Source organism: Furfurilactobacillus cerevisiae (assembly GCF_048961765.1).
Lineage (GTDB): Bacteria > Bacillota > Bacilli > Lactobacillales > Lactobacillaceae > Furfurilactobacillus > Furfurilactobacillus milii_A.
The window spans coordinates 1,889,782-1,916,358 of sequence record NZ_CP185253.1 but is presented as its reverse complement, the minus strand read 5'-3'; the positions used below and the strand labels follow the sequence as shown (position 1 = coordinate 1,916,358).

General features: G+C 44.1%; 22 protein-coding genes, 20 tRNA genes and 3 rRNA genes. 32 read left to right on the top strand and 13 right to left on the bottom strand.

What is annotated here, in order from left to right:
• Window positions 1-11: 11 nt before the first annotated feature.
• From ABUE36_RS09315 to ABUE36_RS09200, 24 genes are all read left to right on the top strand, one after another.
• The gene (locus tag ABUE36_RS09315; RefSeq protein WP_161000903.1) at window positions 12-377 is read left to right on the top strand and encodes a hypothetical protein; all 366 of its coding nucleotides are present in this window, start codon (window positions 12-14) and stop codon (window positions 375-377) included.
• A 341-nt stretch (window positions 378-718) separates the two neighbouring features.
• Window positions 719-2,292: ribosomal RNA gene (locus tag ABUE36_RS09310) — 16S ribosomal RNA — on the top strand.
• Window positions 2,293-2,370: 78 nt separating this feature from the next.
• Window positions 2,371-2,444, top strand: a tRNA-Ile gene (locus tag ABUE36_RS09305).
• Window positions 2,445-2,467: 23 nt separating this feature from the next.
• Window positions 2,468-2,540, top strand: a tRNA-Ala gene (locus ABUE36_RS09300).
• Window positions 2,541-2,694: 154 nt separating this feature from the next.
• A 23S ribosomal RNA gene (locus tag ABUE36_RS09295) occupies window positions 2,695-5,614 on the top strand.
• A 64-nt stretch (window positions 5,615-5,678) separates the two neighbouring features.
• Window positions 5,679-5,795 (top strand): 5S ribosomal RNA (gene rrf / locus ABUE36_RS09290).
• The 16S, 23S and 5S rRNA genes sit together here with 20 tRNA genes alongside, the layout of an rRNA operon.
• A 5-nt stretch (window positions 5,796-5,800) precedes the next feature.
• A tRNA-Val gene (locus tag ABUE36_RS09285) sits at window positions 5,801-5,873 on the top strand.
• Between the two features lie 6 nt (window positions 5,874-5,879).
• Window positions 5,880-5,952: transfer RNA gene (locus ABUE36_RS09280), tRNA-Lys, on the top strand.
• 36 nt (window positions 5,953-5,988) lie between these two features.
• Window positions 5,989-6,061: transfer RNA gene (locus ABUE36_RS09275), tRNA-Thr, on the top strand.
• A 15-nt stretch (window positions 6,062-6,076) separates the two neighbouring features.
• Window positions 6,077-6,148: transfer RNA gene (locus ABUE36_RS09270), tRNA-Gly, on the top strand.
• A 19-nt stretch (window positions 6,149-6,167) separates the two neighbouring features.
• A tRNA-Leu gene (locus ABUE36_RS09265) sits at window positions 6,168-6,253 on the top strand.
• A 7-nt stretch (window positions 6,254-6,260) separates the two neighbouring features.
• Window positions 6,261-6,334: transfer RNA gene (locus tag ABUE36_RS09260), tRNA-Arg, on the top strand.
• Between the two features lie 34 nt (window positions 6,335-6,368).
• Window positions 6,369-6,442, top strand: a tRNA-Pro gene (locus ABUE36_RS09255).
• 30 nt (window positions 6,443-6,472) lie between these two features.
• Window positions 6,473-6,546, top strand: a tRNA-Met gene (locus tag ABUE36_RS09250).
• A 20-nt stretch (window positions 6,547-6,566) separates the two neighbouring features.
• Window positions 6,567-6,640: transfer RNA gene (locus tag ABUE36_RS09245), tRNA-Ile, on the top strand.
• A 35-nt stretch (window positions 6,641-6,675) separates the two neighbouring features.
• Window positions 6,676-6,767 (top strand) — tRNA-Ser (locus ABUE36_RS09240).
• A 20-nt stretch (window positions 6,768-6,787) separates the two neighbouring features.
• Window positions 6,788-6,861 (top strand) — tRNA-Met (locus ABUE36_RS09235).
• Window positions 6,862-6,865: 4 nt separating this feature from the next.
• A tRNA-Asp gene (locus tag ABUE36_RS09230) sits at window positions 6,866-6,939 on the top strand.
• 5 nt (window positions 6,940-6,944) lie between these two features.
• Window positions 6,945-7,017: transfer RNA gene (locus ABUE36_RS09225), tRNA-Phe, on the top strand.
• A 15-nt stretch (window positions 7,018-7,032) separates the two neighbouring features.
• Window positions 7,033-7,106, top strand: a tRNA-Gly gene (locus ABUE36_RS09220).
• Between the two features lies 1 nt (window position 7,107).
• Window positions 7,108-7,181: transfer RNA gene (locus tag ABUE36_RS09215), tRNA-Ile, on the top strand.
• 9 nt (window positions 7,182-7,190) lie between these two features.
• Window positions 7,191-7,278 (top strand) — tRNA-Ser (locus ABUE36_RS09210).
• Between the two features lie 35 nt (window positions 7,279-7,313).
• Window positions 7,314-7,386, top strand: a tRNA-Glu gene (locus ABUE36_RS09205).
• A 17-nt stretch (window positions 7,387-7,403) separates the two neighbouring features.
• Window positions 7,404-7,477, top strand: a tRNA-Met gene (locus tag ABUE36_RS09200).
• Window positions 7,478-7,632: 155 nt separating this feature from the next.
• Here the strand turns inward: ABUE36_RS09200 and ABUE36_RS09195 are convergent.
• Entirely contained in the window at window positions 7,633-8,130 is a 498-nt protein-coding gene (locus ABUE36_RS09195) for a hypothetical protein (RefSeq protein ID WP_421016644.1), read from the bottom strand.
• Window positions 8,131-8,255: 125 nt separating this feature from the next.
• Between ABUE36_RS09195 and ABUE36_RS09190 the strand changes: the two genes are divergently transcribed.
• The 3 genes from ABUE36_RS09190 to ABUE36_RS09180 all read left to right on the top strand — a co-directional run bounded on the left by ABUE36_RS09190 (window position 8,256) and on the right by ABUE36_RS09180 (window position 10,694).
• Complete coding sequence (locus ABUE36_RS09190; protein WP_421016643.1) at window positions 8,256-8,996, top strand: MBL fold metallo-hydrolase; 741 nt, start codon at window positions 8,256-8,258, stop codon at window positions 8,994-8,996.
• 334 nt (window positions 8,997-9,330) lie between these two features.
• Window positions 9,331-9,729, top strand: a complete 399-nt coding sequence (gene spxA / locus ABUE36_RS09185; RefSeq protein ID WP_026017224.1) for a transcriptional regulator SpxA — start codon at window positions 9,331-9,333, stop codon at window positions 9,727-9,729.
• Between the two features lie 206 nt (window positions 9,730-9,935).
• Window positions 9,936-10,694, top strand: a complete 759-nt coding sequence (locus ABUE36_RS09180; protein WP_161000988.1) for an adaptor protein MecA — start codon at window positions 9,936-9,938, stop codon at window positions 10,692-10,694.
• A gap of 175 nt (window positions 10,695-10,869) precedes the next feature.
• On the opposite strand, the gene ABUE36_RS09175 is transcribed toward ABUE36_RS09180, so the two are convergent.
• From ABUE36_RS09175 to ABUE36_RS09135, 9 genes are all read right to left on the bottom strand, one after another.
• Window positions 10,870-12,063: a tyrosine-type recombinase/integrase gene (locus ABUE36_RS09175; protein ID WP_421016642.1), complete on the bottom strand. Its 1,194-nt coding sequence runs from the start codon at window positions 12,061-12,063 to the stop codon at window positions 10,870-10,872.
• 310 nt (window positions 12,064-12,373) lie between these two features.
• On the bottom strand, window positions 12,374-12,805 hold the full coding sequence (locus ABUE36_RS09170) for a hypothetical protein (protein ID WP_421016641.1): 432 nt from the start codon (window positions 12,803-12,805) through the stop codon (window positions 12,374-12,376).
• A gap of 181 nt (window positions 12,806-12,986) precedes the next feature.
• On the bottom strand, window positions 12,987-13,724 hold the full coding sequence (gene istB / locus ABUE36_RS09165; protein WP_014386885.1) for an IS21-like element helper ATPase IstB: 738 nt from the start codon (window positions 13,722-13,724) through the stop codon (window positions 12,987-12,989).
• A 9-nt stretch (window positions 13,725-13,733) separates the two neighbouring features.
• Entirely contained in the window at window positions 13,734-14,957 is a 1,224-nt protein-coding gene (gene istA, locus ABUE36_RS09160; protein WP_003555353.1) for an IS21 family transposase, read from the bottom strand.
• Between the two features lie 86 nt (window positions 14,958-15,043).
• Window positions 15,044-15,400 carry a type II toxin-antitoxin system PemK/MazF family toxin gene (locus ABUE36_RS09155; protein WP_421016640.1) on the bottom strand — a complete coding sequence of 119 codons (357 nt, stop codon included), beginning with the start codon at window positions 15,398-15,400 and terminating at the stop codon, window positions 15,044-15,046.
• A gap of 33 nt (window positions 15,401-15,433) precedes the next feature.
• Entirely contained in the window at window positions 15,434-16,363 is a 930-nt protein-coding gene (locus ABUE36_RS09150; protein ID WP_096109805.1) for an IS30-like element ISLpl1 family transposase, read from the bottom strand.
• A gap of 87 nt (window positions 16,364-16,450) precedes the next feature.
• Window positions 16,451-16,651 (bottom strand): hypothetical protein, encoded by a 201-nt coding sequence (locus ABUE36_RS09145; RefSeq protein WP_421016639.1) that lies wholly within the window; start codon window positions 16,649-16,651, stop codon window positions 16,451-16,453.
• Between the two features lie 18 nt (window positions 16,652-16,669).
• The gene (locus ABUE36_RS09140; RefSeq protein ID WP_421016638.1) at window positions 16,670-17,305 is read right to left on the bottom strand and encodes a hypothetical protein; all 636 of its coding nucleotides are present in this window, start codon (window positions 17,303-17,305) and stop codon (window positions 16,670-16,672) included.
• Between the two features lie 415 nt (window positions 17,306-17,720).
• Window positions 17,721-17,909: a CsbD family protein gene (locus ABUE36_RS09135; protein WP_421016637.1), complete on the bottom strand. Its 189-nt coding sequence runs from the start codon at window positions 17,907-17,909 to the stop codon at window positions 17,721-17,723.
• Between the two features lie 272 nt (window positions 17,910-18,181).
• Here ABUE36_RS09135 and ABUE36_RS09130 point away from each other — a divergent pair, with 272 nt between their 5' ends.
• Both ABUE36_RS09130 and pepF read left to right on the top strand, forming a co-directional pair.
• The gene (locus ABUE36_RS09130; RefSeq protein WP_161000983.1) at window positions 18,182-19,237 is read left to right on the top strand and encodes a competence protein CoiA; all 1,056 of its coding nucleotides are present in this window, start codon (window positions 18,182-18,184) and stop codon (window positions 19,235-19,237) included.
• Window positions 19,238-19,294: 57 nt separating this feature from the next.
• Window positions 19,295-21,109: an oligoendopeptidase F gene (gene pepF / locus ABUE36_RS09125; protein WP_161000982.1), complete on the top strand. Its 1,815-nt coding sequence runs from the start codon at window positions 19,295-19,297 to the stop codon at window positions 21,107-21,109.
• Window positions 21,110-21,198: 89 nt separating this feature from the next.
• On the opposite strand, the gene ABUE36_RS09120 is transcribed toward pepF, so the two are convergent.
• Window positions 21,199-21,825, bottom strand: a complete 627-nt coding sequence (locus ABUE36_RS09120; protein WP_161000981.1) for a DsbA family protein — start codon at window positions 21,823-21,825, stop codon at window positions 21,199-21,201.
• Window positions 21,826-22,138: 313 nt separating this feature from the next.
• Here ABUE36_RS09120 and ABUE36_RS09115 point away from each other — a divergent pair, with 313 nt between their 5' ends.
• The 3 genes from ABUE36_RS09115 (at window position 22,139) to ABUE36_RS09105 (ending at window position 24,647) form a co-directional block, all read left to right on the top strand.
• Window positions 22,139-22,822 (top strand): GTP pyrophosphokinase, encoded by a 684-nt coding sequence (locus ABUE36_RS09115; protein WP_161000980.1) that lies wholly within the window; start codon window positions 22,139-22,141, stop codon window positions 22,820-22,822.
• Window positions 22,823-22,890: 68 nt separating this feature from the next.
• Entirely contained in the window at window positions 22,891-23,694 is an 804-nt protein-coding gene (locus tag ABUE36_RS09110) for an NAD kinase (protein ID WP_017262795.1), read from the top strand.
• Window positions 23,694-24,647, top strand: a complete 954-nt coding sequence (locus ABUE36_RS09105; RefSeq protein WP_161000979.1) for an RluA family pseudouridine synthase — start codon at window positions 23,694-23,696, stop codon at window positions 24,645-24,647. Before ABUE36_RS09110 ends, ABUE36_RS09105 begins: the two co-directional genes overlap by 1 nt.
• Window positions 24,648-24,747: 100 nt before the next feature.
• Here ABUE36_RS09105 and ABUE36_RS09100 read toward each other — a convergent pair whose 3' ends face one another.
• On the bottom strand, window positions 24,748-25,395 hold the full coding sequence (locus ABUE36_RS09100; protein ID WP_421016636.1) for a copper homeostasis protein CutC: 648 nt from the start codon (window positions 25,393-25,395) through the stop codon (window positions 24,748-24,750).
• Window positions 25,396-25,436: 41 nt separating this feature from the next.
• Complete coding sequence (locus ABUE36_RS09095; RefSeq protein WP_161000977.1) at window positions 25,437-26,474, bottom strand: lactonase family protein; 1,038 nt, start codon at window positions 26,472-26,474, stop codon at window positions 25,437-25,439.
• Window positions 26,475-26,577: the final 103 nt, after the last annotated feature.

Here is a 26,577-nt window from a genome sequence, read left to right as displayed (position 1 = left end):
GAAAGAGCTTTATGAAACAAGTTGCAGGGACTATTTTGACGATTAATGATGGCACCCCAAGCTTTTTAGTTACAAAGAATGAAGGTAATTACGGCTTTTTCTGCACTAAGGTTTTGGAAGACAAGACTGCGTTGGCAAGTATCCTTGAATGTTTGCACGATGCTTTAGAAGTAGATCTCGAACAATTAAGATTAAGCGAATTAACAACTTGTGAGATAGCTGAGGCTAATGTGTCACTGTTTGTTTTTGATCATCTTCAGATCACTTCAGAGTTGAAGCAACGTGCGCTTGAGCAGGGTCTTGATTTTGTACAAGGAGATCAGCTACACACGCTATTTCATGACGTTAAGTTTGACTCTGCACCAGTATTTGATTAACCGTAATGAACTATTTTTCAATTTTTTTGAAATTTGACTTGACCCAGATTCATGTGATTGATATAGTATTACTTGCTGCTACGGAATGTTGATGCAGCAATCATCTGGACCGATTGTGAAACAAAAAAGTTCTTCAACTTTTAATTGACACAGTCAAGTTTGAATGATATTATCAAATAGTTGTCTTGAGGCAACGAAGTAGATCTTTGAAAACTGAACAACGTTTCGACGAATCAAATGTGTAGGGTCTTTGAACGAAAGTTCGAAGCAATTACAATTGTGAAGTCAATTCACTTTATAACCAAGTAACAACAAAACAAGAGCTATTTCAAATAACTCATTAATTTGAGAGTTTGATCCTGGCTCAGGATGAACGCTGGCGGCGTGCCTAATACATGCAAGTCGAACGCACTTCGGTTTTTGATTGACGGTGCTTGCACCAGATTGACGAGACATTGAAGTGAGTGGCGAACGGGTGAGTAACACGTGGGTAACCTGCCCTAAAGTGGGGGATAACATTTGGAAACAGATGCTAATACCGCATAACAACGAAAACCACATGGTTTTCGCTTGAAAGATGGTTTCGGCTATCACTTTAGGATGGACCCGCGGTGCATTAGCTAGTTGGTAAGGTAACGGCTTACCAAGGCAATGATGCATAGCCGAGCTGAGAGGCTGATCGGCCACATTGGGACTGAGACACGGCCCAGACTCCTACGGGAGGCAGCAGTAGGGAATCTTCCACAATGGGCGCAAGCCTGATGGAGCAACGCCGCGTGAGTGAAGAAGGGTTTCGGCTCGTAAAACTCTGTTGTTAAAGAAGAACGTATCTGAGAGTAACTGTTCAGATAGTGACGGTATTTAACCAGAAAGCCACGGCTAACTACGTGCCAGCAGCCGCGGTAATACGTAGGTGGCAAGCGTTATCCGGATTTATTGGGCGTAAAGGGAGTGCAGGCGGTTATTTAAGTCTGATGTGAAAGCCTTCGGCTTAACCGGAGAAGGGCATCGGAAACTGGATAACTTGAGTGCAGAAGAGGGTAGTGGAACTCCATGTGTAGCGGTGGAATGCGTAGATATATGGAAGAACACCAGTGGCGAAGGCGGCTACCTAGTCTGTAACTGACGCTGAGGCTCGAAAGCATGGGTAGCAAACAGGATTAGATACCCTGGTAGTCCATGCCGTAAACGATGAATACTAGGTGTTAGGGGGTTTCCGCCCCTTAGTGCCGCAGCTAACGCAATAAGTATTCCGCCTGGGGAGTACGACCGCAAGGTTGAAACTCAAAGGAATTGACGGGGACCCGCACAAGCGGTGGAGCATGTGGTTTAATTCGAAGCTACGCGAAGAACCTTACCAGGGCTTGACATCTTCTGCTAATCCGAGAGATCGGACGTTCCCTTCGGGGACGGAAAGACAGGTGGTGCATGGTTGTCGTCAGCTCGTGTCGTGAGATGTTGGGTTAAGTCCCGCAACGAGCGCAACCCTTATGATTAGTTGCCAGCATTAAGTTGGGCACTCTAATGAGACTGCCGGTGACAAACCGGAGGAAGGTGGGGACGACGTCAAATCATCATGCCCCTTATGTCCTGGGCTACACACGTGCTACAATGGATGGTACAACGAGCAGCGAAGTCGCGAGGCCAAGCAAATCTCTTAAAGCCATTCTCAGTTCGGACTGTAGGCTGCAACTCGCCTACACGAAGTCGGAATCGCTAGTAATCGCGGATCAGCATGCCGCGGTGAATACGTTCCCGGGTCTTGTACACACCGCCCGTCACACCATGAGAGTTTGTAACACCCAAAGTCGGTGGGGTAACCTTCGGGAGCCAACCGCCTAAGGTGGGACAGATGATTAGGGTGAAGTCGTAACAAGGTAGCCGTAGGAGAACCTGCGGCTGGATCACCTCCTTTCTAAGGAAACAAATCGGAACCTTACACATTAGTGGAAACGTTGTTCAGTTTTGAGGGATTTACCTCAAACAAAAGATTGGGCGCATAGCTCAGCTGGTTAGAGCGCACGCCTGATAAGCGTGAGGTCGGTGGTTCGAGTCCACTTGTGCCCATCGATCAAGCCTGAAGACAACATGGGGAATTAGCTCAGATGGGAGAGCACCTGCTTTGCAAGCAGGGGGTCAACGGTTCGATCCCGTTATTCTCCATTGGTCACGCAAGTGACCAACTGAAACGTTGTACATTGAAAACTGAATCATGATTCTTTTTATTATTTAAACCGAGAACACCGCGTTTTTGAGTTTTTTAACAAGTTAAATTGTTTATCGCTAAACTCATAACCGCAGTTCATATGAACTGTTAGGTTAAGTTATAAAGGGCGCACGGTGGATGCCTTGGCACTAGGAGCCGATGAAGGACGGGACTAACACCGATATGCTTCGGGGAGCTGTAAGTAAGCTTTGATCCGGAGATTTCCGAATGGGGAAACCCAATCAGTTTAACCGCTGATTATCACTAGGGGAATACATACTCTAGTTGAAGGTAGACGTTGTGAACTGAAACATCTAAGTAGCAACAGGAGCAGAAAGAAAAATCGATTCCCTAAGTAGCGGCGAGCGAACGGGGAACAGCCCAAACCAAGCTGCTTGCAGTTTGGGGTTGTAGGACTGAACATTTGAGTTACCAAAGACCTTGATAGTCGAAGACGTTGGGAAACGTCGCCATAGGGTGTGAGAGCCACGTAGACGAAATCAAAGTCCCTCAGTTCAGGATCCTGAGTACGGCGGAGCACGTGAAATTCCGTCGGAATTTGCGGGGACCATCCCGTAAGGCTAAATACTCCCTAGTGACCGATAGTGGACCAGTACCGTGAGGGAAAGGTGAAAAGCACCCCGGAAGGGGAGTGAAATAGTTCCTGAAACCGTGTGCCTACAAGTAGTTAGAGCCCGTTAATGGGTGATAGCGTGCCTTTTGTAGAATGAACCGGCGAGTTACGTTAACATGCAAGGTTAAGGTGGAAAGACCGGAGCCGTAGCGAAAGCGAGTCTGAAATGGGCGACTAAGTATGTTGAAGTAAACCCGAAACCAGGTGACCTACCCATGTGCAGGCTGAAAGTGCGGTAATACGCACCGGAGGGCCGAACCCGTGTCTGTTGAAAAAGGCTGGGATGACGTGTGGGTAGCGGTGAAATTCCAAACGAACTTGGAGATAGCTGGTTCTCTCCGAAATAGCTTTAGGGCTAGCCTCGGATGAATCATCATGGAGGTAGAGCACTGTTTGAACTAGGGGCCCGTCATGGGTTACTGAATTCAGATAAACTCCGAATGCCATTGATGTGTTATCCGGGAGTCAGACGATGAGTGATAAGATCCACCGTCGAAAGGGGAACAGCCCAGATCACCAGTTAAGGTCCCTAAATATATGCTAAGTGGAAAAGGATGTGGAGTTGCACAGACAACTAGGATGTTGGCTCAGAAGCAGCCACCATTTAAAGAGTGCGTAATAGCTCACTAGTCGAGTGATTCTGCGCCGAAAATGTACCGGGGCTAAGCATATTACCGAAACTGTGGGTGCCACGTAAGTGGCGCGATAGGAGAGCGTTCTATGGGCGGTGAAGCCAGATCGTAAGGACTGGTGGAGCGCATAGAAGTGAGAATGCCGGTATGAGTAGCGAAAGATCAGTGAGAATCTGATCCACCGAATGACTAAGGTTTCCTGGGGAAGGCTCGTCCACCCAGGGTTAGTCGGGACCTAAGGCGAGGCCGAAAGGCGTAGTCGATGGAAAACAGGTTGAGATTCCTGTACTAGTTAAACTTGTTTGAACAATGGAGGGACGCAGAAGGCTAAACGATCCGGACGATTGGAAATGTCCGGTCAAGCAGTGAGGTGTGAGATGAGTTAAATGCTTGTTTCTTTAACATTGAGCTGTGACGAGGACCGAAATTTAAGTAGGGAAGTCGTTGATGTCACGCTGCCGAGAAAAGCTTCTAGTTAGAGTTTAATTACCCGTACCGCAGACCGACACAGGTAGTCGAGGAGAGTATCCTCAGGTGAGCGAGTGAACTCTCGTTAAGGAACTCGGCAAAATGACCCCGTAACTTCGGAATAAGGGGTGCTGCACGCAAGTGTAGCCGCAGTGAAAAGGCCCAGGCGACTGTTTATCAAAAACACAGGTTTCTGCAAAATCGTAAGATGACGTATAGGGGCTGACGCCTGCCCAGTGCTGGAAGGTTAAAAGGATGGGTTAGCGTAAGCGAAGCTCAGAATTGAAGCCCCAGTGAACGGCGGCCGTAACTATAACGGTCCTAAGGTAGCGAAATTCCTTGTCGGGTAAGTTCCGACCCGCATGAAAGGCGTAACGATCTGGGCACTGTCTCAACGAGAGACTCGGTGAAATTATATTACCCGTGAAGATGCGGGTTACCCGCGACAGGACGGAAAGACCCCATGGAGCTTTACTGTAGCTTGATATTGGGTGTCTGTATAACTTGTACAGGATAGGTAGGAGCCGTAGAGCTCGGGACGCTAGTCTCGAAGGAGGCAACCGTGGGATACTACTCTTGTTATACGGCCACTCTAACCCGCGCCACTTAGCGTGGCGGGAGACAGTGTCAGGTAGGCAGTTTGACTGGGGCGGTCGCCTCCTAAAAGGTAACGGAGGCGCCCAAAGGTTCCCTCAAAATGGTTGGAAATCATTTGTAGAGTGTAAAGGCACAAGGGAGCTTGACTGTGAGACAGACAGGTCGAGCAGGGACGAAAGTCGGGCTTAGTGATCCGGTGGTACCGTATGGAAGGGCCATCGCTCAACGGATAAAAGCTACCCTGGGGATAACAGGCTCATCTCCCCCAAGAGTCCACATCGACGGGGAGGTTTGGCACCTCGATGTCGGCTCATCGCATCCTGGGGCTGTAGTCGGTCCCAAGGGTTGGGCTGTTCGCCCATTAAAGCGGTACGCGAGCTGGGTTCAGAACGTCGTGAGACAGTTCGGTCCCTATCCGTCGCGGGCGCAGGAAATTTGAGAGGAGCTGTCCTTAGTACGAGAGGACCGGGATGGACATACCGCTGGTGTACCAGTTGTGCCGCCAGGCGCATCGCTGGGTAGCTATGTATGGATGAGATAAACGCTGAAAGCATCTAAGTGTGAAACTCGCCTCGAGATGAGATTTCCCATTCCTATATGGAAGTAAGACCCCTCAGAGATGATGAGGTAGATAGGCTAGAAGTGGAAGTGTGGCGACACATGGAGCGGACTAGTACTAATCGGTCGAGGACTTAACCACGAAGTGGTGGTCCGGTTAAAGAAAAGAAGATCATGATTCAGTTTTGAGTGGATAACGCTCAGAGTGTGGTGATAATGGCACGAAGGATACACCCGTTCCCATGCCGAACACGGAAGTTAAGCTTCGTCGCGCCAAGAGTAGTTGGGGGATCGCTCCCTGCGAGGGTAGGTCGTCGCCATGCATATTGGAAGATTAGCTCAGTTGGGAGAGCGTCTGCCTTACAAGCAGAGGGTCACAGGTTCGAGCCCTGTATCTTCCATTTAATGAGCCGTTAGCTCAGTTGGTAGAGCATCTGACTTTTAATCAGAGGGTCGACAGTTCGAGACTGTCACGGCTCATTGCCCTTAGAGGGTAGTGAAAAATTTTCGGTTAACGCCGACTTAGCTCAGTTGGCAGAGCATCTGTCTTGTAAACAGGGGGTCGGAGGTTCGAATCCTCTAGTCGGCATTGCACCATTTATATGCGGAAGTAGTTCAGTGGTAGAACATCACCTTGCCATGGTGGGGGTCGCGGGTTCGAATCCCGTCTTCCGCTTTTGCCAATTCACAATGATGCCGGGGTGGCGGAATTGGCAGACGCACAGGACTTAAAATCCTGCGGTCAGTGATGACCGTACCGGTTCGATCCCGGTCCTCGGCACTTATTTGCACCCATAGCGCAACTGGATAGAGTGTCTGACTACGAATCAGAAGGTTGTAGGTTCGACTCCTACTGGGTGCATTGCAGTTTTCATTCTGCAAAACAATTACATTTTCGGGAAATAGCTCAGCTTGGTAGAGCACCTGGTTTGGGACCAGGGGGTCGCAGGTTCGAATCCTGTTTTCCCGATTTATAAATAGCTCTCTAGTTATTTATGATCGCGGTGTAGCTCAGCTGGCTAGAGCGTCCGGTTCATACCCGGGAGGTCGAGGGTTCGATCCCCCCCGCCGCGATTAAGCATATGAGTGAACTTGGACCTTTAGCTCAGTTGGTTAGAGCAGACGGCTCATAACCGTCCGGTCGTAGGTTCGAGTCCTACAAGGTCCACTAATATGGTGGTCCATTGCTTATATTCAGCTTATGGAGGATTACCCAAGTCTGGCTGAAGGGAACGGTCTTGAAAACCGTCAGGTGGGCGCAAGTCCACGCAAGAGTTCGAATCTCTTATCCTCCTTTTTGTTTATATACTATTATCGCGGGGTGGAGCAGTCTGGTAGCTCGTCGGGCCCATAACCCGAAGGTCGTTGGTTCAAATCCAGCCCCCGCAATTTTGGTCCCATGGTCCAGTTGGTTAGGACGCCTGCCTGTCACGCAGGAGATCACGAGTTCGAGTCTCGTTGGGACCGTTTATGGCTCGGTAGCTCAGTCGGTAGAGCAATGGATTGAAGCTCCATGTGTCGGCAGTTCGATTCTGTCCCGCGCCATTCATACCATGTTATGCGGGTGTAGTTTAGTGGTAAAACCGCAGCCTTCCAAGCTGCTGTCGCGAGTTCGATTCTCGTCACCCGCTCCATGGGCGCATAGCTCAGCTGGTTAGAGCGCACGCCTGATAAGCGTGAGGTCGGTGGTTCGAGTCCACTTGTGCCCACTTGGTTTTGGGGAAGTACTCAAGTGGCTGAAGAGGTGCCCCTGCTAAGGGTATAGGTCGCGCAAGCGGCGCGAGAGTTCGAATCTCTCCTTCTCCGTTTTTTGTTTTAGAATGTAGGTCATTATTCTCTATGACCCCTTGGTCAAGTGGTTTAAGACACCGCCCTTTCACGGCGGTAACATGGGTTCGAATCCCGTAGGGGTCATTTCATCTTACTATTATCGCGGGGTGGAGCAGTCTGGTAGCTCGTCGGGCCCATAACCCGAAGGTCGTTGGTTCAAATCCAGCCCCCGCAATCTTATATCAATCGTAACTACGCATATTGTGCGTAGTTTTTTTTAGAATTGAAATATAATTTCTGTCTATGACAGAATAAGAGAACCCTCCAGCGAAAACAACATTTTTGCTGAAAGGTTCTCTTATTAGGATGTGTACGTTCTAAATGTAATGTTTAGCGTGTCAGGCTAACACGATTATATGCAGTTTCACGATAACTGTATTGGGACTGTTTGTAAAACGATTCAAAAGGTGCAAACGAAGTACTAGAAATCCAGGCGTGGTAGTCATTAACATGATCCCAAGACATTAATATAGTATACTCGCTGCTAGCTTTGTCCTTCTCCAGTAAGGCAAACGCTCGCAAGCCTAAGGGCCGTTCCTGATCTAAAAAATGATCAACGCTTGCGCGTAAAATCTTTGCGTGATCTGGATCCAACTGTAAATTGATAAAAGCGAAAAAGTCCTTATATGCCGGTTGAGGCAACTCGTTTAGTACTTTGAACGTAATGGGGTTTGCAAATACTGTTGGCAGACCACTTACATCCAGTAGCATGAGACGCGCGACTCCTCTTGTTTCAGATAGGGAGATCAACTTGTTTTGAGGATTTTGTGCCTGCAAGTTCTGTAAAATGTTTTTAGTGCCGAATGCTAAGGAAATCGCCGATGTCATAATTATACCTCCATGCTTTATTTACCTTAATTATAAGCGCACCTTTAAATGATGTGCAAAATATGGGCATTCATTATTCGAATTAATTTCATGAATGAGTTACCTTTAGAGAGGAGGAAAAAACGATGAAATTAACAATACTGGGTTATTATGGCGGTTATCCCGCAAACGGAGTAGGTACAAGCGGTTATTTATTGCAGAGCGACGATTATAATTTAATGGTTGACGCCGGAAGTGGCACTTTGCTTGCATTGCAAAAAGTGCTGAATCCATTACAACTTGATGGGCTATTGTTGACGCACTACCATCACGATCACACAGCGGATGTGGGCGTGCTTCAATATGAATGGCAACTTCAGCAGGGCGCGCGTAAACACGCTGTACTGCCGATCTATGGTAATACAGAAGATCCGTTGAATTTTGCTGCGTTAACGTGGGCAGGGGCAACGGAAGGTCATGGGTATGATCCGCAGTCATCCTTAGTTCTTGGACCATTTATGATTACCTTTTCGCGAACTGTTCATCCAGTTCCTACTTTTGCAGTACGCATTACGGAAACAAAGACTGGCCATACATTGGTATTCACAGCTGACAGTGCAGTGACCGATACCTTAAATAGCTTCTCAAAGGGAGCGGATTTGTTAATGGTTGACACTAACTTTTATGCAAATCATACTGGCAAGATGTGGCACATGACATCCACTCAAGCGGGTGCTTTAGCCAAAACTGCGCAGGTCAAACAACTAATATTGACTCATTTACCGCAAACAGGCAATTTGGAATCATTAAAAGAAGAGGCACAATTGATTGTTGGCAAAAAAATACAAGTTAAATTGGCATCAGACATTAATCAAATTATTATTTAACATAGCACAACTATTTTACTTACGAAAAAGAAGCACAATCCCTATGTGACGCTGTTTTGAACCGATTTGTATACGTTTGAACTTATCGATATAATTCGTTTAAAATAATAAACGTAGTAATATATTTATTTACTTATGCTGTTTTCTGTATTTTAACAGAAAACTAAAATACAAATTATAAAAATATGTCTTTTAAAGTTACGAATAGATGTTCCCCTGTCTTTATAAAACCCTCTTTATTTTTTTGTGAACGTGCTGTACAATATAAGCATGAGATAAGAGATCTCATAACGCTCGCAACATGCTTAAAGGGGGACGACAATTTATGAGTAACATGGTTACGCTCTATACCTCACCGAGTTGCACTTCTTGCCGAAAGGCTCGTGCATGGCTCGTTGAAAACAATATTCCTTTCAAAGAGCGGAATATTTTTGCCGAACCGCTGTCAGCCGATGAAATCAAAACTGTTTTACGAATGACAGAAGATGGAACTGAAGAAATCATCTCCAAACGTTCGAAGGTTTTCCAAGATCTTCATGTTGATCTTGATGATCTGCCAATGAATAAGTTAATTGATCTTGTTCATGAAAACCCGGCTTTGTTACGTCGTCCTATTATTATGGATGACAAGCGACTTCAAGTGGGATACAACGAAGATGAAATTCGCCGCTTCTTGCCACGTGATGTTCGTGCACTGGAATTGGCTGAAGCACAACGATTAGCAAATTTATAAAACTACGCTTAGAGATTAATTTGCAAGTGACCGAATCTATGGGATAATGGCATAGGTTGGGTCTTTTTGTTATCTTTATGCACTACAGTGATTGATCGAATAGAAACCGTTAAAAATAGTTGATTAAACTTTACTTTGACGATTAGAGGACTAAAATATGAATAAACATTTAGGATGGAATTCCTTTTGCGAAAGGGGTGTTTCGCATGGAAATGGAACGCATTAACGAGAATACAATTCGAGTCGTTATTGGCAATGATGATTTATCTGCCCGTGGCATCACAGTGCTTGATCTACTTGGTAATCATCAGCAGATAGAACGATTCTTTTACAGCATCTTAGAGGAAGTTGATGTAGATCATCAATTTCAGGATAATGACGCAGTCACATTTCAAGTTTTGCCAAATCGCCACGGTTTAGAGCTGTTTATCAGCAAGAATGTTGGCGATGAAGGCGATGGGACTGATGATTTTGATGCAGCCAGCGCTGGCTTTAGTGGCGCAGTCGATTTTGGTGACAATGCATCAACTGATCAGATTTCCGACTTTTTAAAGCAACAGTTGCAGGGTAAGGATTCAGAAGACGATGATGATCGTAAAACAACAATCAGTAGTGAAGCCACGGATGATAATGATCCTGAGGCTTTAAAGAATTATACTTCTGATCCTAACGTTCCTACGCGGGAGGTTGTGCTTCGTCTGAACGACTTTGAAGATCTTGTTTCAATTGCTAAGGTTCTTCATTTAGATGGCGCTGTATCAAATCTTTATAAATACCGTGATCAATATTACCTTGATTTGGTCTTTTTCACGGATCAAACCACTCCAGAAACTATCAAAGATGATGTGGCGGTGGCTTTGGAATACGCAAACAAAACTACGATTACTAGTGATGTTTTGTCAGAGCATGGTGAAAAGATTATGGAAACTTCAGCGCTTGAGTTAGCACGCCATTATTTTGGCTAGGATTTTTAGGAACCTAGAGGACACTAAATGTTTGATTTAACGGAATTCCCTATTTAGGGACATCTTCGAATATCCTCCATTTTCCCGCTAAAGTTGGGTATATTGAGTTAGAATGGCACCCATCTCGGGTACGAGAAAGAGCGATCAGTTTAATAGCTGACCGCTTTTTTTGTGTCTAGCTATCTTTTTTAACCTGATTATCTGAGTCGGTATTAATTAAATGATCCATCATACTAACCACATTTGACTGACCTTCTTTAGTGCCGTTGTCGTAATATTCTGTCATCGTCATGGACGAGTGTCCCAGAATCTTCATGACATCTTTTGGATCACGTGCTTTAGGCAGCGAGAAGGTGGCAAAGGCATGGCGCATCATGTGAGGATAGATGTGAAAACCAATCTCATCAGACACCTTTTGAAAGAAGTAATTCAGACCTGTGTAATTAAGCGGCTGTGCATCTCGATTAACGATGACAAAGCTGTCAGGTGTGTAATTCTTCTCGCACTCCAAATAAATCTGCTTAGAGGCTGCTATGGCGTCCTGTGCGACTTGATAAACGTCTGATGTAATTGGAATTGTCCGCTTGGAATCAAATGTCTTTGGTGTGTTGCCCATCGGCGCTGCACTGGTACGCGTCTTTTCGATGAAATAGGTGGTTGGCGTGAGATGGCTTTCAGTAAAACCAAGTATCTCCGCGTGACGCATACCTAACAGAGACAGATAAAATCCTAATTTGCCAATTGGCGTCAGAACCTTGTTAGCGGCTTTAATAGCAGCTAGGTATTGTTGCAAACTGATTTCCTTGTTGCGTTCACCAACATGGCTCTTGATCCGCACACGGTGGATACGATTAGCGTCAATGTAATCTCCATCCACAGCATCATTCAACATCACAGAGAAATATCCCTTAATCAGGCGAAGTGTTTTAGATGAGTAACCAATATGACCATTAGGGCGTTCAATATGCTCCATGCGATCAATGTAGTTTTGAAACATGTCACGCGTTAAGTCTTCTAAGCGTACATTGCCAAATTCGGGTAGAATATGACGCCGAAAGAAGGCTGCATAGTTCTGTTCAGTATCTGGTTTCCAATAGTGTTTTTGAACATTACGATTGAACCAGATTGTGTAGTATTCTTCGACAGTGGGGGACTTTAAGATACCGCGTTTTTCGTTGGCTTCGACCAGGGCATGATCTGCCCAAGCAGTAGCTGCATACGCTGATGGTAAGTCTCGCTTCTCAAACTGAAGCTTATGGCCAAACAGAGTACGCTGAAATCGAACTCGGTATTTAGTCTTATTGTCACTATCAGTGTAGGAACGAACTCGTGGATCACGTTTAATAACTTTTTCGTTTTTTAGTCTCATGTTAATCTTCCTTTTCTAAATTCGTACCGGACTAGGGCAAAATTTAGCGGTCGATTTGTGATACCACCTTCTTTCAGGGTATAATGATATTTGAAAAGCGCACACATGTTGTGTGTTGATCATAGGCGCACACTCTCAAAACTTTGGTCGGGGATGAGGGTGTGCTTTTTCTTTTTTTATAGAATAAAAAAGAGGGAATTCAGTAGAATTCCCTCGAGTCAACTGACTCAGTATAGTTAAGATTGAGTTCGAAGCTCAATCGACACTTACGTGCCTGTAACAACAGTATACGATACTTAGAGGGAATATTTCAAATATAGTTATTGATTTTTTCTTTAATTAACGCAAAAGCCTCATCAGAGACGTCGACATTTTCGCTAATATTAAACTCTGAGAATTTTGTGATTCGAAGTTTACTGACGGTATTGATATTTGAAATATCAACGAATGTTTGCTTGCTATAACGTTTTGCTTTGTCTGCAAGAACTTGTAAAACATGAGCAGCACGTTGTGCTGTTTGAAGTTGGTGATAAAGTTTGTCCGATTCCTTCAACAACTCCCTGGCGTTATTAATATACTGATTTAGGTCAGAATTTTCATCATAGTTTGGAATAGACTCGATGTTGCTAAGAAAAGCCTCTATTTCAGGATTTGGTGAGCCAACCTTTATAGTGAAATTCTTAGCAAATTCCAAATCAATGCCGTAGTCAATTAACAGCTTAATCGCATCACTATGCAACATAATTACGGTCTCGGGGAACTTCTTTTCTACCTTTGGTAAGGAGTTCTCTAAATCTGTTAATTCGGCGTTTACTATTTTGGACTGTGCTTCAAAACGAACATTGAGACGATTTATCAATTCGGTGTCAAGGGCAGTTTAAAAATGTAGGTTTTCGGCAGAAAGAAATGTAGGTTTTCGGCAGTTACTTGAGGCCACGTAATCGGTAAGATTTACCAGTGATCTTCACTACGTGAACATGATGAACCAAGCGATCGAGAATGGCTGCTGTCACAGTTGGGTTCTGGAAAATATCAACCCAAGCGGATAGATCACTATTGCTGGTAATGATCGTTGAATGCTTTTCATAGCGGGCATTGACTAGCTGAAATAAGAGGTTAGCTTCTTGGTGACCAATTGGCAAATACCCAATTTCATCAATAATTAATAGGTCATAGCGCGAATAGCGGCTTAGAGATCGATCAAGCAGTCCTTTTTCGTAAGCTGCTCTCAATCTAATCAACAGCTCATGACAATTAATAAAGAGAACCCGACAGCCCTGTTTACAGGCCTCAATCCCAATACTAATTGCCAAGTGGGTTTTACCGACTCCCGGATTGCCAATAAAGATTAAGTTTTCAGACTTTTCCATAAAAGCCAGATTCTGGAATTCCAGAACCTCTTGGCGATTCATACTGGGTTGAAAGCTAAAATCAAATGTATCTAGGGATTTTGTATTGGGGAACCGAGCACGGCCAATGGCCCGTGCAATCTGACCTTCGTGTCGATTCTGGAGTTCCGAATTAGTTAAATCAATTAGCGCCTCAGTTAATGACAGATTATCAGTGTGAATTTGATCAAGGTAATTCGGCAAGTATTCACGGATTTTGTTTAACCCTAAGCGCTCAAGATTATTTAAAAGAATTTGATTATTAGTGGTCATGGTAGCCTCCTATAAGTTGTCGTAATCAGTCATATGTTCACGAATGTAAGCTGAAATGTCTTCATCTGTCCGCCCTTTAAGCAAATCAGATTTGAGGATATTGAACTGATCTTGGGGGTCATAATTCAGCGAATTGGTAGTTATGGAGTGCGTACGAATTTCTTCTCCGTTATAATAAATGTGAATGCGCTGCTCATCATTGGAGATTTCAACAGCAACCGTACAACCAATGTATCGCGGATCTACTGAGTACTTACATTTGCGGAAATTGATCATGGCCTCCTTCGAAACGACACGGGTAATGTTTTCTTCGAAGTATGGTTCAAGGAGATTAACTGGAACGCGATGAAGGTACTCTTTTTCTTCGTCTAACCATTTCAGGTACGGGACTTCGTCCGTGGCCTGCGAAGTTTCATGATTTAGATCATCTCGGAGCATATGAACTAGTTCGATTAGCTCAGTTCCATCAGCAAATTCAGTATTGTATGGCCGTAAACGTTCAACCGTGCGAGCAAGGGCTTCAACTGCACCTTTAGTTTGTGGTCTGAATGGTCGACAAGCAATTGGTGTGAAACCGGCATCTTTACAGAATTCGTGGAACCGTTCGTTAAAGACAGCGTGGCCAAACTGGGATTTTGTATGATCCACAACGGTTTTCATATTATCAAACCAGATTTCCGTCGGAATACCTCCGGTATGAAGGAAAGCGTCGTGTAAGCAAGAAAAGAGGGTATCTTGGCTCCGATCAAAGGTTAGTGTCATATATTTGAGTTTTGAATAAGGCAATACATACAAGAAAATATTGAATTTAAACAGCTCACCCTCGCTGCTCACTAGGGCCATTTCTTCTTTCCAGTCAACTTGAGCAGAGAGACCAGGGGAATGTTCAATCCGAATGGTAGCTTTCTTAACTCGTTCTCGGCGGGTTTGGCGACAATAATCTTTCACGAGGGTATAGCTGCCGGTAAAGCCCTTCTTCTGGATAAATTTAAAAATTGAAGCAGCCGAACAATTTAGTTCAAGCTTTGAATCGATGGTTTGCTTGAATGGATCCAGTAAACTTGGCCGTTTCGGTCGACCACTTGGTCGGCCCTTAAGTCCAGCTTTGACTTCCTCATAGGCTTTCTTAACGGTTCGATAATCAACATTATATTGCCGGGCAATCTCGGCGAAGTTAGGCTTAATATTTTCAGTCACGTAAATCGTCACTCCTTCTCTTAAATCACGTCTCACATCAAATTCCTCCTACACTCTGATGTGATTCATGATACAAAAAATGTAGGAAAACCAACAGTTCTAACCTGCCGTTTTCCTACATTTTACGGGTGCCTTTTACATTCGGTACCTAGGTCCACATGATATTCCTTCCCGTGAGACGTTAATGGTGCGACTAAAAGCGTGCGATGATATTTATCATCATTATGCGTTAAAACTACGCCAAAATGTGGACCAGATAGCTCTGAACCGACCCGAACTCCAAAATTAATCATGACTAACATTCCCTGATGAAATTCACGATAGTATTGTGGAAGACCAGTATTAACTTCTTTATCTAGCCAATGTGCATAAGTATCAATCCAAACTGGCAGCTGACCAATTTTGAAGTTATTTTCATCGGCATTGTAATATATAGTTTCAAATAGTTTTATGTGTTTACGTTTAGTATATTTTTTCATCTGTACTCTCAACTTAATTGGTAGATTGCAAATTTAATCCGAATTTTTGGACAAATTGGTCAGCATAACCTGATACGGTGTTTTCCAGTCAAGTATTTTAAGCGGTCTCTGGTTAATTTGGAGTAACGTCGTCGTTAAATCTTGAGCACTAATGTGCTCAAAACGAGTCCCCTTAGGATAAAAATAACGTAAATTCCGATTAAAGCGTTCATTACTACCACGTTCAGCTGGCGTATAAGCATGACAGTAATAGGTCTTAATACCATATTGTGATTCAAATGATACTAGCCCACTAAACTCAGTACCACGGTCCACAGTAAAACTGTGCACCGGTCCATTAAAAGTTGTTAGGAACTTAGTCAGTGCTTCATTAACACTCGCTGTCGTTCGGTCCTTTAACCGATATGCCCAAAGGAACCGTGATTTGCGATCGATTAAAGTTAATAAAACTGCCTTACTATGCCCACGAGGGCCAACGACGGTATCTAGTTCAAAATCACCGATGCGATTACGTTGATTAATCATCATGGGACGCTGTTCAATCGATCGCCCCAAAGATTGATTATATTTGGATCGTTGGTCAACGTTACGCCGTTGGCGTACGCCATGTTCAGGTAGATCATTCAAGGAGAAACCAATTCTCCCCTGATTTAGCCAATTATAAATAGATTTAGTCGCTAGTTTAAATTCGTGAGCAATCATTCCTGGTGACCAGCTTAGATGTAAATGGTTGAGAATTGTTTGCTTTAACTCATCGCTCAGCTTAGTTTTCCGACCACATCGTGATCGCTTGTATTCGGCATCTGTTTGTGCTAATTCAGCCTGATAAGGTTGACATCGAGATAATTCATAAGAAATTGTTGACGGTGATCGGTTCAGCCGAACGCCCATTTGGATATTGGACAGCCCTAGTTCACAAAAGGTTTCGATTTTAATTCGTTCGGAATAGGTTATACTAGACAAAAGATCAGCTCCTAAAAGATGGGTTTGTTGTAAACACCATTTTAAAGGAAGCTGATCTTTTTTGTCCGAACAGCGTTCGGATTAATTTTACAATCTACTGACAATATTTAAAACAACACCAGCCCAAGCTAATATATAAAATAATGTGCCCGCACCACTTGTGGCGTGCGTACCTGTAGCTGCGTCAGAAAATGCTGCACCGAAAATAACAAACCATGACATCGCAAATAAGACACAATTAATAATATCCAAAATGCCGGCCCACATATTAATTTTTAACTTCTGCATATTTAACGCTCCTTAAATTTATCTATTAACAAAGTTTACAGAGTTCATTCCGGAAATAGTTATTTTATCACCCTTATGAAGTGACACATTAACTTTTGGAACTTGATGCATATCGGTATCCCCACCTAAGACTTCGTTGACATCACTGCCAGTTAAACTTTTGGGATCTACCATAAAGTTACCGGATTGACCATCAGCAGGGGTTACGGTGTAGTTACCAGCCTTAATATCTTTGCCCACAACCCAATAACCAGTGCTGAGAGACGAAGCGTTTGACTTGTTACGATTAGTTACGGGAGCAAAGTTGGCACCTGCCATTCCGGAAATTTCTACTTTATCACCCTTAGCAAAGTCTGCAGTTACTTGTGAAACTCCCATGTCAGGGTCGTCCTGTTGCAAAATTTCGTTCACAGATTCACCAGTGAGAGAGTGCTTGGGTTCAGTACTAAAGTTTCCTGAACCACCTGTTGCTGTCACTGTGTAACGGCCAGCATTGAGGTCCTTTCCAACCGTGTACGTTCCGGGAATAAGCTGTTTTTGTACGGCCTTTGCCTGAGCAACGATTTGAGGGGAGGAGATACTTGTTGTAATAAATATTGCTCCAGCAAGCATGCCTGAAATTGCGACTGTAGCAGCAATGTTTGACTTTTTCATGTAAAAGTCTCCTTTGAATGATGTCAGCTTTTAATGTCATCAGCGTTGGACAAAAATTTATTTGTTATCAATCAATGCGTGGCTTTCAGTGTTATAAGTTCGTATGTACTAAAAAATAATCGCTGGGTTAAATAAATTCGTTTAAATTGTTCGTAAATGGACAGGGGACGCCTAAGATTTCAACGCCGTAATCCTAGTATAAGGGAAGCTAATAACTTTTAAATGATAAGACGATTAATTTGAATGGAAGATATCAAAAAAACTTCGAACTTTTCAAAATGAGTACCTGTTGCAGAATCAAGTTGAAATATCAGTACCGTTTATTTCATTACATAAACGGTTTTCAGAGTGATCAAGGGTTTTAAAGGGATGTACAAGCACAAAAAAAGAAGGCCCAAAAGCCTTCTTCTAAAGATTATTTCTTATCCATCTTGTCTTTAACGTTATCTACGGCGTCGGTTAGTTTTTCTTTGGCCTTACCCATCAAGCCTTCCACTTTGCCTTCTGCTTCACGGCCCTTATCGTTGGTTGCCTTTCCTTCAAGTTCTTTAGCTTTACCAGCGACCTTGTGTTTCGTACTGTCGATCTTATCTTCTGTACTCATATCGAGACCTCCTATTGCATTAGTGACATTTACCGATACACACATTATTTCAAATAAAGCGTTAGTAAACAATTAATGTGCTTATCTATCAAAAAATGACTGAAGGTATCGGGATAGTTAAAATTTAATCTATGGAGTGAGCAAGAAGAAACGTTGAAAACACTAAATTTTAGTAGCGCCTCGTGAGTATCCGGAGAAAATGAATCCTCAATCTGATTTTTTACGAACAAATCACATCGTCTTTGCGTATGTAATAGGTGGAGGTGAGAACAATGTTGATGGCTTTGAGTGGTGAGGGTGGTGAACTTGTGGCGGCTAGTGCTGCTGAGAAAAACCAATATCAGTGTCCTGCTTGTCATGGAGCCGTTCATTTGCGACGTGGGCGAGTGCGACAACCCTATTTTGCACATGAACGGTTAGCAGATTGCCAGACTTTTTCAGAGGGTGAGACTTCTGAACATTTGTTGGGCAAACGACAGTTATCCGAGTGGCTACAAAAGCAAGATAATGAAGTTATGCTGGAACAGTCATTGAAGGTGATTCACCAACGGCCAGATCTGCTTGTCAACAATCAAACGGCTGTTGAATTTCAATGCAGTCCAATTGATTTACAACGCTTTTCTGAGCGAGTGGCAGGATATCGCGAACACGACTTTCATCAAATATGGCTGCTTGGTCAACCATATTGGCCTAAACCACGGTTGTCGCTAAGCAAAGTTGCCAAGTTTATTCGCTGGGGAGGAAAAACTGGCGCATATTTATTGTTCTGGCATACACAACGTCGGCAACTGATTGTTTTGCATCATTTAGGCGAAGTGGCATTATTGCCGATCACCTATTCTCAACAGTCATTTGATACTTGGACATCTTGGATGGATTGGTCACAACAGCAAACGCAATTTCAGATGCACTCAGTTAGCAGAGCAAATTTGAGTCATCGACAACGAGCCATTGCGTTTGGGTTACATCACCGACAGCCTAATTTTATGCGATGGCAAGCATTGTGTTATCAGGCAGGGACTAGCCTAACAACATTGCCGCAATGGGTGCTGGGGGATGTTTATGAAATGCCGATTTCAATAAATTCACCCTTAGACTGGCGGATTCCGCTTTACTTATGGTGGTGGCGTCATCCAAATGTATCATCACGTCAATGTCAGTTTGCTTGGACGAGGATTAGTTTGCCCAGAATCCAGTGGTTGCCAAACTTACAGCTGGCTGATGAACGGATGCGACAGCGGGTGAGTATTCAGCTATGTAAAGCATTTTTTAGTAGCGAGCATGTAAAACAGTTGTCCGACTATCCAACTAATAGAAAAGTATGGTAAAGTTAAAAAGTGATTAAAATATAATTAGCTTTCTTATTTTAAATGTTGGAGGTCGTTATGGCAGACGTAAAACAATTACCTACTAGAGATGAAGTTCCAGAGACGCTAAAGTGGGACTTAACTCAAATTTTCGCAACTGATGCAGCGTGGACAGACGCTTATCACCAAATTGAGTCGAAGCTGCAGCAAGTTACCTCCCATCAAGGGCATTTAGCAGAATCACCAGAGCAACTTGCGGCTGGCGTGGCTTACCTACTTGACGTTTACCACGAATTGGAAAATGTCGATGTGTATGCGTCATTGAAGCAAGAACAAGATACTAGTGACCAAGCAGCGCAAGGCTTGGCCGCTCAGGCTAATGACTTGGTGGCTAAGGTTGCCAGCGCATTGGCCTGGTTCCAACCAGAAGTCTTGGCCATTCCCGAGAAGACACTCAGTGAATGGTTGAATGCTAATGAGTTAAAGCCGTTCAAACATTTCTTTGAGGACTTAGATCGAGCACGTGATCATACATTACCAGCAGATCAAGAAGCATTATTGGCGGGAGCCGGGGATATTTTCCAAGCTTCGGCAAAAACGTTCGGTGTTTTAGATAACGCGGATTTGGAGTTCCCAATCGTGAAAGATGAGGCAGGTAACGATGTTCGTTTGACTCAGGGGGTATATGGCGTCCTGTTGCAATCAACAGATCGTTCTGTCCGTGGTGCGGCCTTTAAACAACTATACAAGGTGTATAAACAATTCCAGAATACGTTTGCTTCGACGCTGTCTAGCAACGTTAAGGCGCATAATTATACAGCGCGCGTGCATCATTATCCAACCGCTCGTGCTGCGGCATTAGCAGAAAATAATATTCCTGAAAGTGTTTACGACACGCTTGTTGAAGAGGTTAATAACCATCTTGACCTATTGCACCGCTATGTTAGTTTGCGCAAACGTATTTTAGGTGTTGATCATTTGCATTCTTATGACCTGTATACCCCAATTACTGGGGATTCACCGCTGAGTTACACCTATCCAGAAGCTCAGCAGGAGGCTTTACGCGCTTTGTCTGTGATGGGCCCGGATTACGTTAGCCACGTTCAAGAGGCTTTTGATAATCGGTGGGTCGATGTGGTCGAAACGAAAGGCAAACGGAGCGGGGCGTTTTCATCTGGTGTTTACGATACCAATCCATATATTTTGTTGAACTGGCAGGATAATTTAGAGGAATTATTTACCTTAGTTCACGAAATGGGCCACAGTATTCACAGTTATTACACGCGTCATAACCAACCATACCAGTATGGCGACTATTCTATTTTCGTAGCGGAAATTGCATCGACAACTAATGAAAATACGTTGACTCAATATTTGCTTGATAATAATGACGACCCTAAAGTACGGGCCTACGTCTTGAATCACTACCTGGATGGTTTTAAGGGAACTGTTTATCGGCAAACACAATTCGCAGAATTCGAACACTGGATCCACCAAGAAGATGCTGCGGGTCATCCGTTGACTGCTAGTCGGATGTCAGACTTTTATGGCAAGCTGAATCAAACTTATTATGGGAAAGATTTAACCCCAGATCCGGAAATTGCTTTGGAGTGGTCACGCATTCCACATTTCTATTACAATTACTATGTCTTCCAGTATGCAACTGGGTTCGCCGCTGCCTCGACGTTGTCGCATGGTATTACCAGCCATCAACCAGGAGCCTTGGATCATTATTTGGACTTCTTAAAGGCTGGTAGTTCACAATATCCATTGGATGTAATGAAGATGGCCGGGGTTGATATGACGAAACCGGATTACTTGCGTCGGGCATTTGATGTCTTTGAACAACGCTTGAATGAATTTGAAACGTTAATTGACAATTCGCAAAAATAACATGTTTCGTTCAAGTTTGAATTGATAAAAAAGAGCCTTCAATCGGTAGCGTACTGATTGAAGGCTCTTCATTTAATGTTCCGTTCAGGTTAAAGGATGCGTAAATTGACTTTGTCGTGATTTTGTTTAATGGCTTGTGGCAACGTTGTTAGCTTATTGTTTATTGTATGTTCACTGATTTCTAACAGCGTGTCGTAATCGAAATGTTCCATCAGCAAGCCGCAATCAAAATCTTCAACGTCGAAGATGACCGTTTGACTTGGGTGTTCAATACCCATTTCGGAGACCAGACGTTGGTCAGCGCCAAACGCATCTTCAGCGAGTTTGCTTCGACGATCGTCAATAAACATCGCTGTGTCTAATGCTAATTCATGGGCAACCGTGATACCAAGCTCTTCTGTGTAAGCTTCGTGGTTGACCAGAATGTGCTCCTGCAAACGCAGAAAGTATTGACGACCAAGCCGTTTTCCCTGAAAAGAAGCGGCTTTGTAATCTAAGATAATTTGATACATTTGTTCTGCTAGGGTGTTGCGGTCCAACTCTGGGTGATCCGCCGCCATTCGGTGAAATGTATCGCTTATCGTCTGCAAATTAAGCATTGGGACAAACTGAATTTGAAGTTTGCGCTTAGTCTGGGCAGAGATCTGGTTAATCTGCTTCTCACAGTCATAACAATTTGTTCCGAGTGGATTTACAAACAGATAAATTTCTAACACGGGATATCCTCCATATCAACAATCTTAAAAAATTAAATAAAAAGTCATAGAATATAAATACAATAATAATGAAACGTTTTACTTAATAAGGCAATCGGTTGCGCATTAGCACAACTGCGCCACTGTGCGTTTCTTAACTGGGACTATCATGCCCGATTTTACCGGAAATGTAAAGTTAAACGTTTCGAATGGTGTGTTACTAAGCTTCGCTGGCGGTTCATCGCTAGTGTCCCAAAGTATGGTAAACTGTTGGCAGTTAGTTGGCCGCCGTGAGGTTGTTCAACAAACGATGAATCATCAAGGAGGTCATTCGATGATTGAGGATTGGTCCCACTTTTTGCTTCCTTATGAGCAAGCGGTCGAGGAATTAAAAATAAAATTAAGAGGTATCCGTAAACAATATAAGGATGCCGGTTTACAGTCACCCGTCGAGTTTGTTACCGGACGGGTGAAACCTGTTGATAGTATTAAGGAAAAAATGGTTCGTCGTCATGTCGCCGAAGATCGTTTGGAAGAAGACATGCAGGATATCGCAGGGCTACGGATTATGTGTCAGTTTGTTGGCGACATTTATCAGGTCGTCGATTTATTGCGTAAACGAACGGATTTGACCATTTTGGAAGAGCGTGATTACATCTCAAACGTTAAACCCAGTGGCTATCGTTCGTATCATATCGTGGTGTCTTACCCGGTTCAGATGCTGACGGGTGAAAAACGCATCCTTGCGGAAATTCAGGTGCGAACATTAGCCATGAATTTCTGGGCAACAATTGAGCATTCCCTAAATTACAAATATCAGGGTGAATTTCCTCAGGAGTTGCAAGGTCGTTTGGAACGAGCTGGTGAGGCGGCATTCAGGTTGGATCAAGAAATGTCGGCAATTCGAGAAGATATTTCTGAAGCACAACCACACGAGAATCCAAACAATTCTTCTGATGATGTGGGTCAGCGAAGTAATGACGACGTTTCTTCGACGCCGACGAATGAAACCAAATAATTGTGTGATCGATGTTTACTGCGTACGGCGAGACGGTCATATGTAATTGAGAGAGTAGAGAACAAAGTATGAAAGTTGCGATTTATAGTTATTATCCAAACGATGAAACGCGGGCTGTCATTGAACGGTTGACGACAGCTTTGAACAAGGCACACTTACCGATTGATGACCAACACCCGGACGTGGTGGTCTCAGTTGGTGGGGATGGCACTTTGTTATCAGCCTTTCATCACTATCGGGCAGAGCTGGCAAAGATTCGTTTTGTCGGCTTGCATACGGGACACCTTGGCTTTTATACGGACTGGCGTGATTATGAAACGGACCAGCTCGTGAACAGTCTGGCGCATGATAATGGTGAAAGTGTCAGCTATCCGCTTTTAGATATCAATATCACTTACAAAGGTGAAACAGCACCGCATCAGTTTTTGGCGCTCAATGAAGCGACTGTCAAAAAGGCTGCTAAGACCTTAGTTTGTGACGTGTATATTAAAGATCAATTATTAGAACGTTTTCGTGGGGATGGCTTGTGTTTTTCAACACCAACTGGTTCAACGGGATACAATAAATCATTGGGTGGTGCGGTTATTCATCCTGGCATCGAGGCCATTCAAATGGCAGAAATTGCCTCCATCAACAACCGGGTGTTCCGGACGTTAGGTGCCTCGTTTATCATCGGTAAGGATGAATGGGTGACGTTACGGTCAGAGGATGCTGATAATTTTGCCATCAGTTGTGATCAATTTTTAACGCCAGAACGGTTGGTCAAGGAAATTACGTTTAAAGTATCACAGCAACGGATTTACTTCGCTGAGTATCGGCATACTGCATTCTGGCAACGTGTTCGTGAGTCCTTTATCGGGGATGTCTTGTAATGGCCTATCCGTTACGCTTTGAGTGGCGTAATCAAACGCACGAAACGGTAAAGCTACGAACATTTTTGAGCGCACATGGCGTTTCTCATGCCGTTTTAATCCAGATCAAGTTTCATGGTGGTTCGATGTCAATCAATCACCGACCAGCATGGAGCGTTGATAATGTCCGTCCTAACGATGTTGTTACGATCATCTTGCCACCGGAACCAGCGAATGCGGCGGTAACCATTTCAGATTTACCGTTGTCAATTGTCTATGAGGACGATAATTTTTTGGTTGTTAATAAACCTGCTGGAGTGGCATCTGTGCCGGCCCATCACTATGCTAATAATACATTGGTTAACCGGGCGAAGGGCTATTTCATTACTCATGGTATTCCGTTACAGGTGCCTCATATTGTTACTCGGTTAGATAAAGATACGAGTGGGTTGGTGCTGTTTGGTAAACATCACATGGCACATTCCGTTTTAGATCAACAATTGAAGGCACACTCGCTACAAAAGACGTACTTGGCCGTTGCCAGTGGCACGGGTCTACCAGAGCATGGTAACTTTGATCAGCCAATTCAGCGCGACCCGACATCGTTTATCAAACGGCAAACGGGGGAGACTGGACAAGCTGCTCGGACCGAATTTTGGGTGCTGGCAACAGCTGGCGATTTTTCAGTAGTGAAGGTTAAACTCCACACTGGTCGGACGCATCAAATTCGGGTTCACTTTGCCGGTGCAGGACATCCGTTAGTCGGTGATCAGCTGTATGAGGGAGATTTACATCAAGGATTGAACCGTCAAGCGCTGGCCTGTGAACGATTGGACTTCTATGATCCATTTGCAGATGTTCAACGGCAATTAACTGCGCCATTGGCAGAAGATATACAGCAATTGCTCACACGTTATGAAATTAATGTTGATACTGTGATGCAGCAGCTTAACGCGGATCTTGATGTTAATTAACGTGCATTTTTGATTCAAAAAAAGCAGTTTATTTTCAAAATAGGCATAATAAAAACGCTCGGCAATTTTGCCAAGCGCTTTTTTTAAAACCGTGAAAATATCAATATTTCAGTAAATGCGTACCATGAACTTCCTTAACACTGAGCACTTCCGCAATATGATCCACATTGTCTACCGTGATTCCGCCACCCGGCATGATAATCAGCCGACCAGATGCTGTTTCAACCAATTTTTTCAATTGTGGCAACGTTTGGTCGATTGGCGTCGTTAAGGGCCCACCATGCGTGAGAATTCGATCAACATCATGATCCGCTAGCCAGTCGATAGCGGCCGGTTGATCATCAGGCGAAATTGCATCAAAGGCCATGTGGAAAGTAACACTCATACCACCAGCCGCTGCCATGAGCTGCTCTAGTGCATCGGTGTCTAACTTGTTGTCTGGGGTTAGAGCACCAAAAGCAACGCCGTCCACACCAAGTTCTTGGGCAGAAAATAGGTCAGCTTCCATGATTTTAATTTCGGTATCGTTATAGACAAAATTGCCACCGCGTGGTCGAATCATGACGGTGAGGGGGATGTGGTGTTCAGCAGCGTAACGACTACTTTCACTCATAACACCACGACCCACCGTTGTGCCACCGACGGCCAAATTGTCATTTAGCTCGATGCGGTTGGCCCCAGCTGCTATGGCAGCGGGAAGGTCAGTATAATTTTCGATAGCAACTTCTTTAAATAATGGTGTATTCACAATTGGCTCCTTTGATGTTTGTGGCTAACTAAAACAACTAGCTAGTTTTCAAACAGAACGCAAACCGGTTCAGGAACGGCAACATCCTTTTGAATCAATTTTAATTGACCAGTTGTGGCGTTGCGGCTGTACAAGGTTGCGTTGTCTGTATTTTGATTAACAGCGACAACAAACTGTTGAGAAGGGTCTAGGTCAAAGTCCCGTGGAAAGTCGCCTTCTGTACTGATTTGCTGACGTAATGACAGTGTACCATCTTCGCCCACAGCAAACACGGCTAAGCTATTGAAACCACGGTTACTGACGTAAACAAACTGACCATCGTTTGAAATGCGAATTGCAGCAGCACCATTATGAGCAGTCCAATCTGCCGGAATGGTCTTTAACGTTTGAACATGTGTAAGCGTCCCCGTAGCTTCGTCGTACTTCAGTACGGAGATGTTGCTGCTCAACTCACCGGCAAGGTAGCAAATGGATTTTTGTGGGTTAAAGACCACATGACGAGGGCCAAATCCTGGCTCTGCTTGGTATGTTGAAACGAGGCTAAATTTACCGTCGTCAGCGACATCATAGACAGTTACTTGATCCATGCCGAGGTCACAAACAATTAACCGGTTGTCTGGCGTTAAATTCGTGTAATGAACATGGGGACCATCGGCCTGTTCAGGTAGTGGACCAACCTCACCCTGATGAGTCACAACATCAGCTAATTTCAATGAACCATCAGACTGAATGGCGAAACTTTTCAGCGTCCCCATGTGATAGTTACCCTCATAGACGAGTTGCCGTGCTTCATCAACTGCCACGTAGGCTGAGCTAGTACCCTTTGAAAAGGCGTGGTTTAGCAAAGTTGCTGGGGTAGTGGAGCGGTCAAAGGCTGAGGTTCCTCCCATTCCAGCGGCTTTGTCACCGTCAACAGTGTAAAGTTTGTTTGCTTTGGAAAGAGCTAGATAAGTTGGGCTACTTGCCTTGGCAACCAGTGTTGGTGCCGTTAGCTCATTAGACGTGGTGTCGAGCGCCATTTCATAAACACCTTGACTGGTCTTTTTGGTATAAGTTCCTACTAAGAATTTTTCTAACATGCGTGCTTCCTCCTCAATGTATGCATTGCCACAGAGTTCTGCGTTTCACCACTTGAGTATATCATAATGAAAACGATTCCTTAACAGTACCTTGCAAACGGTT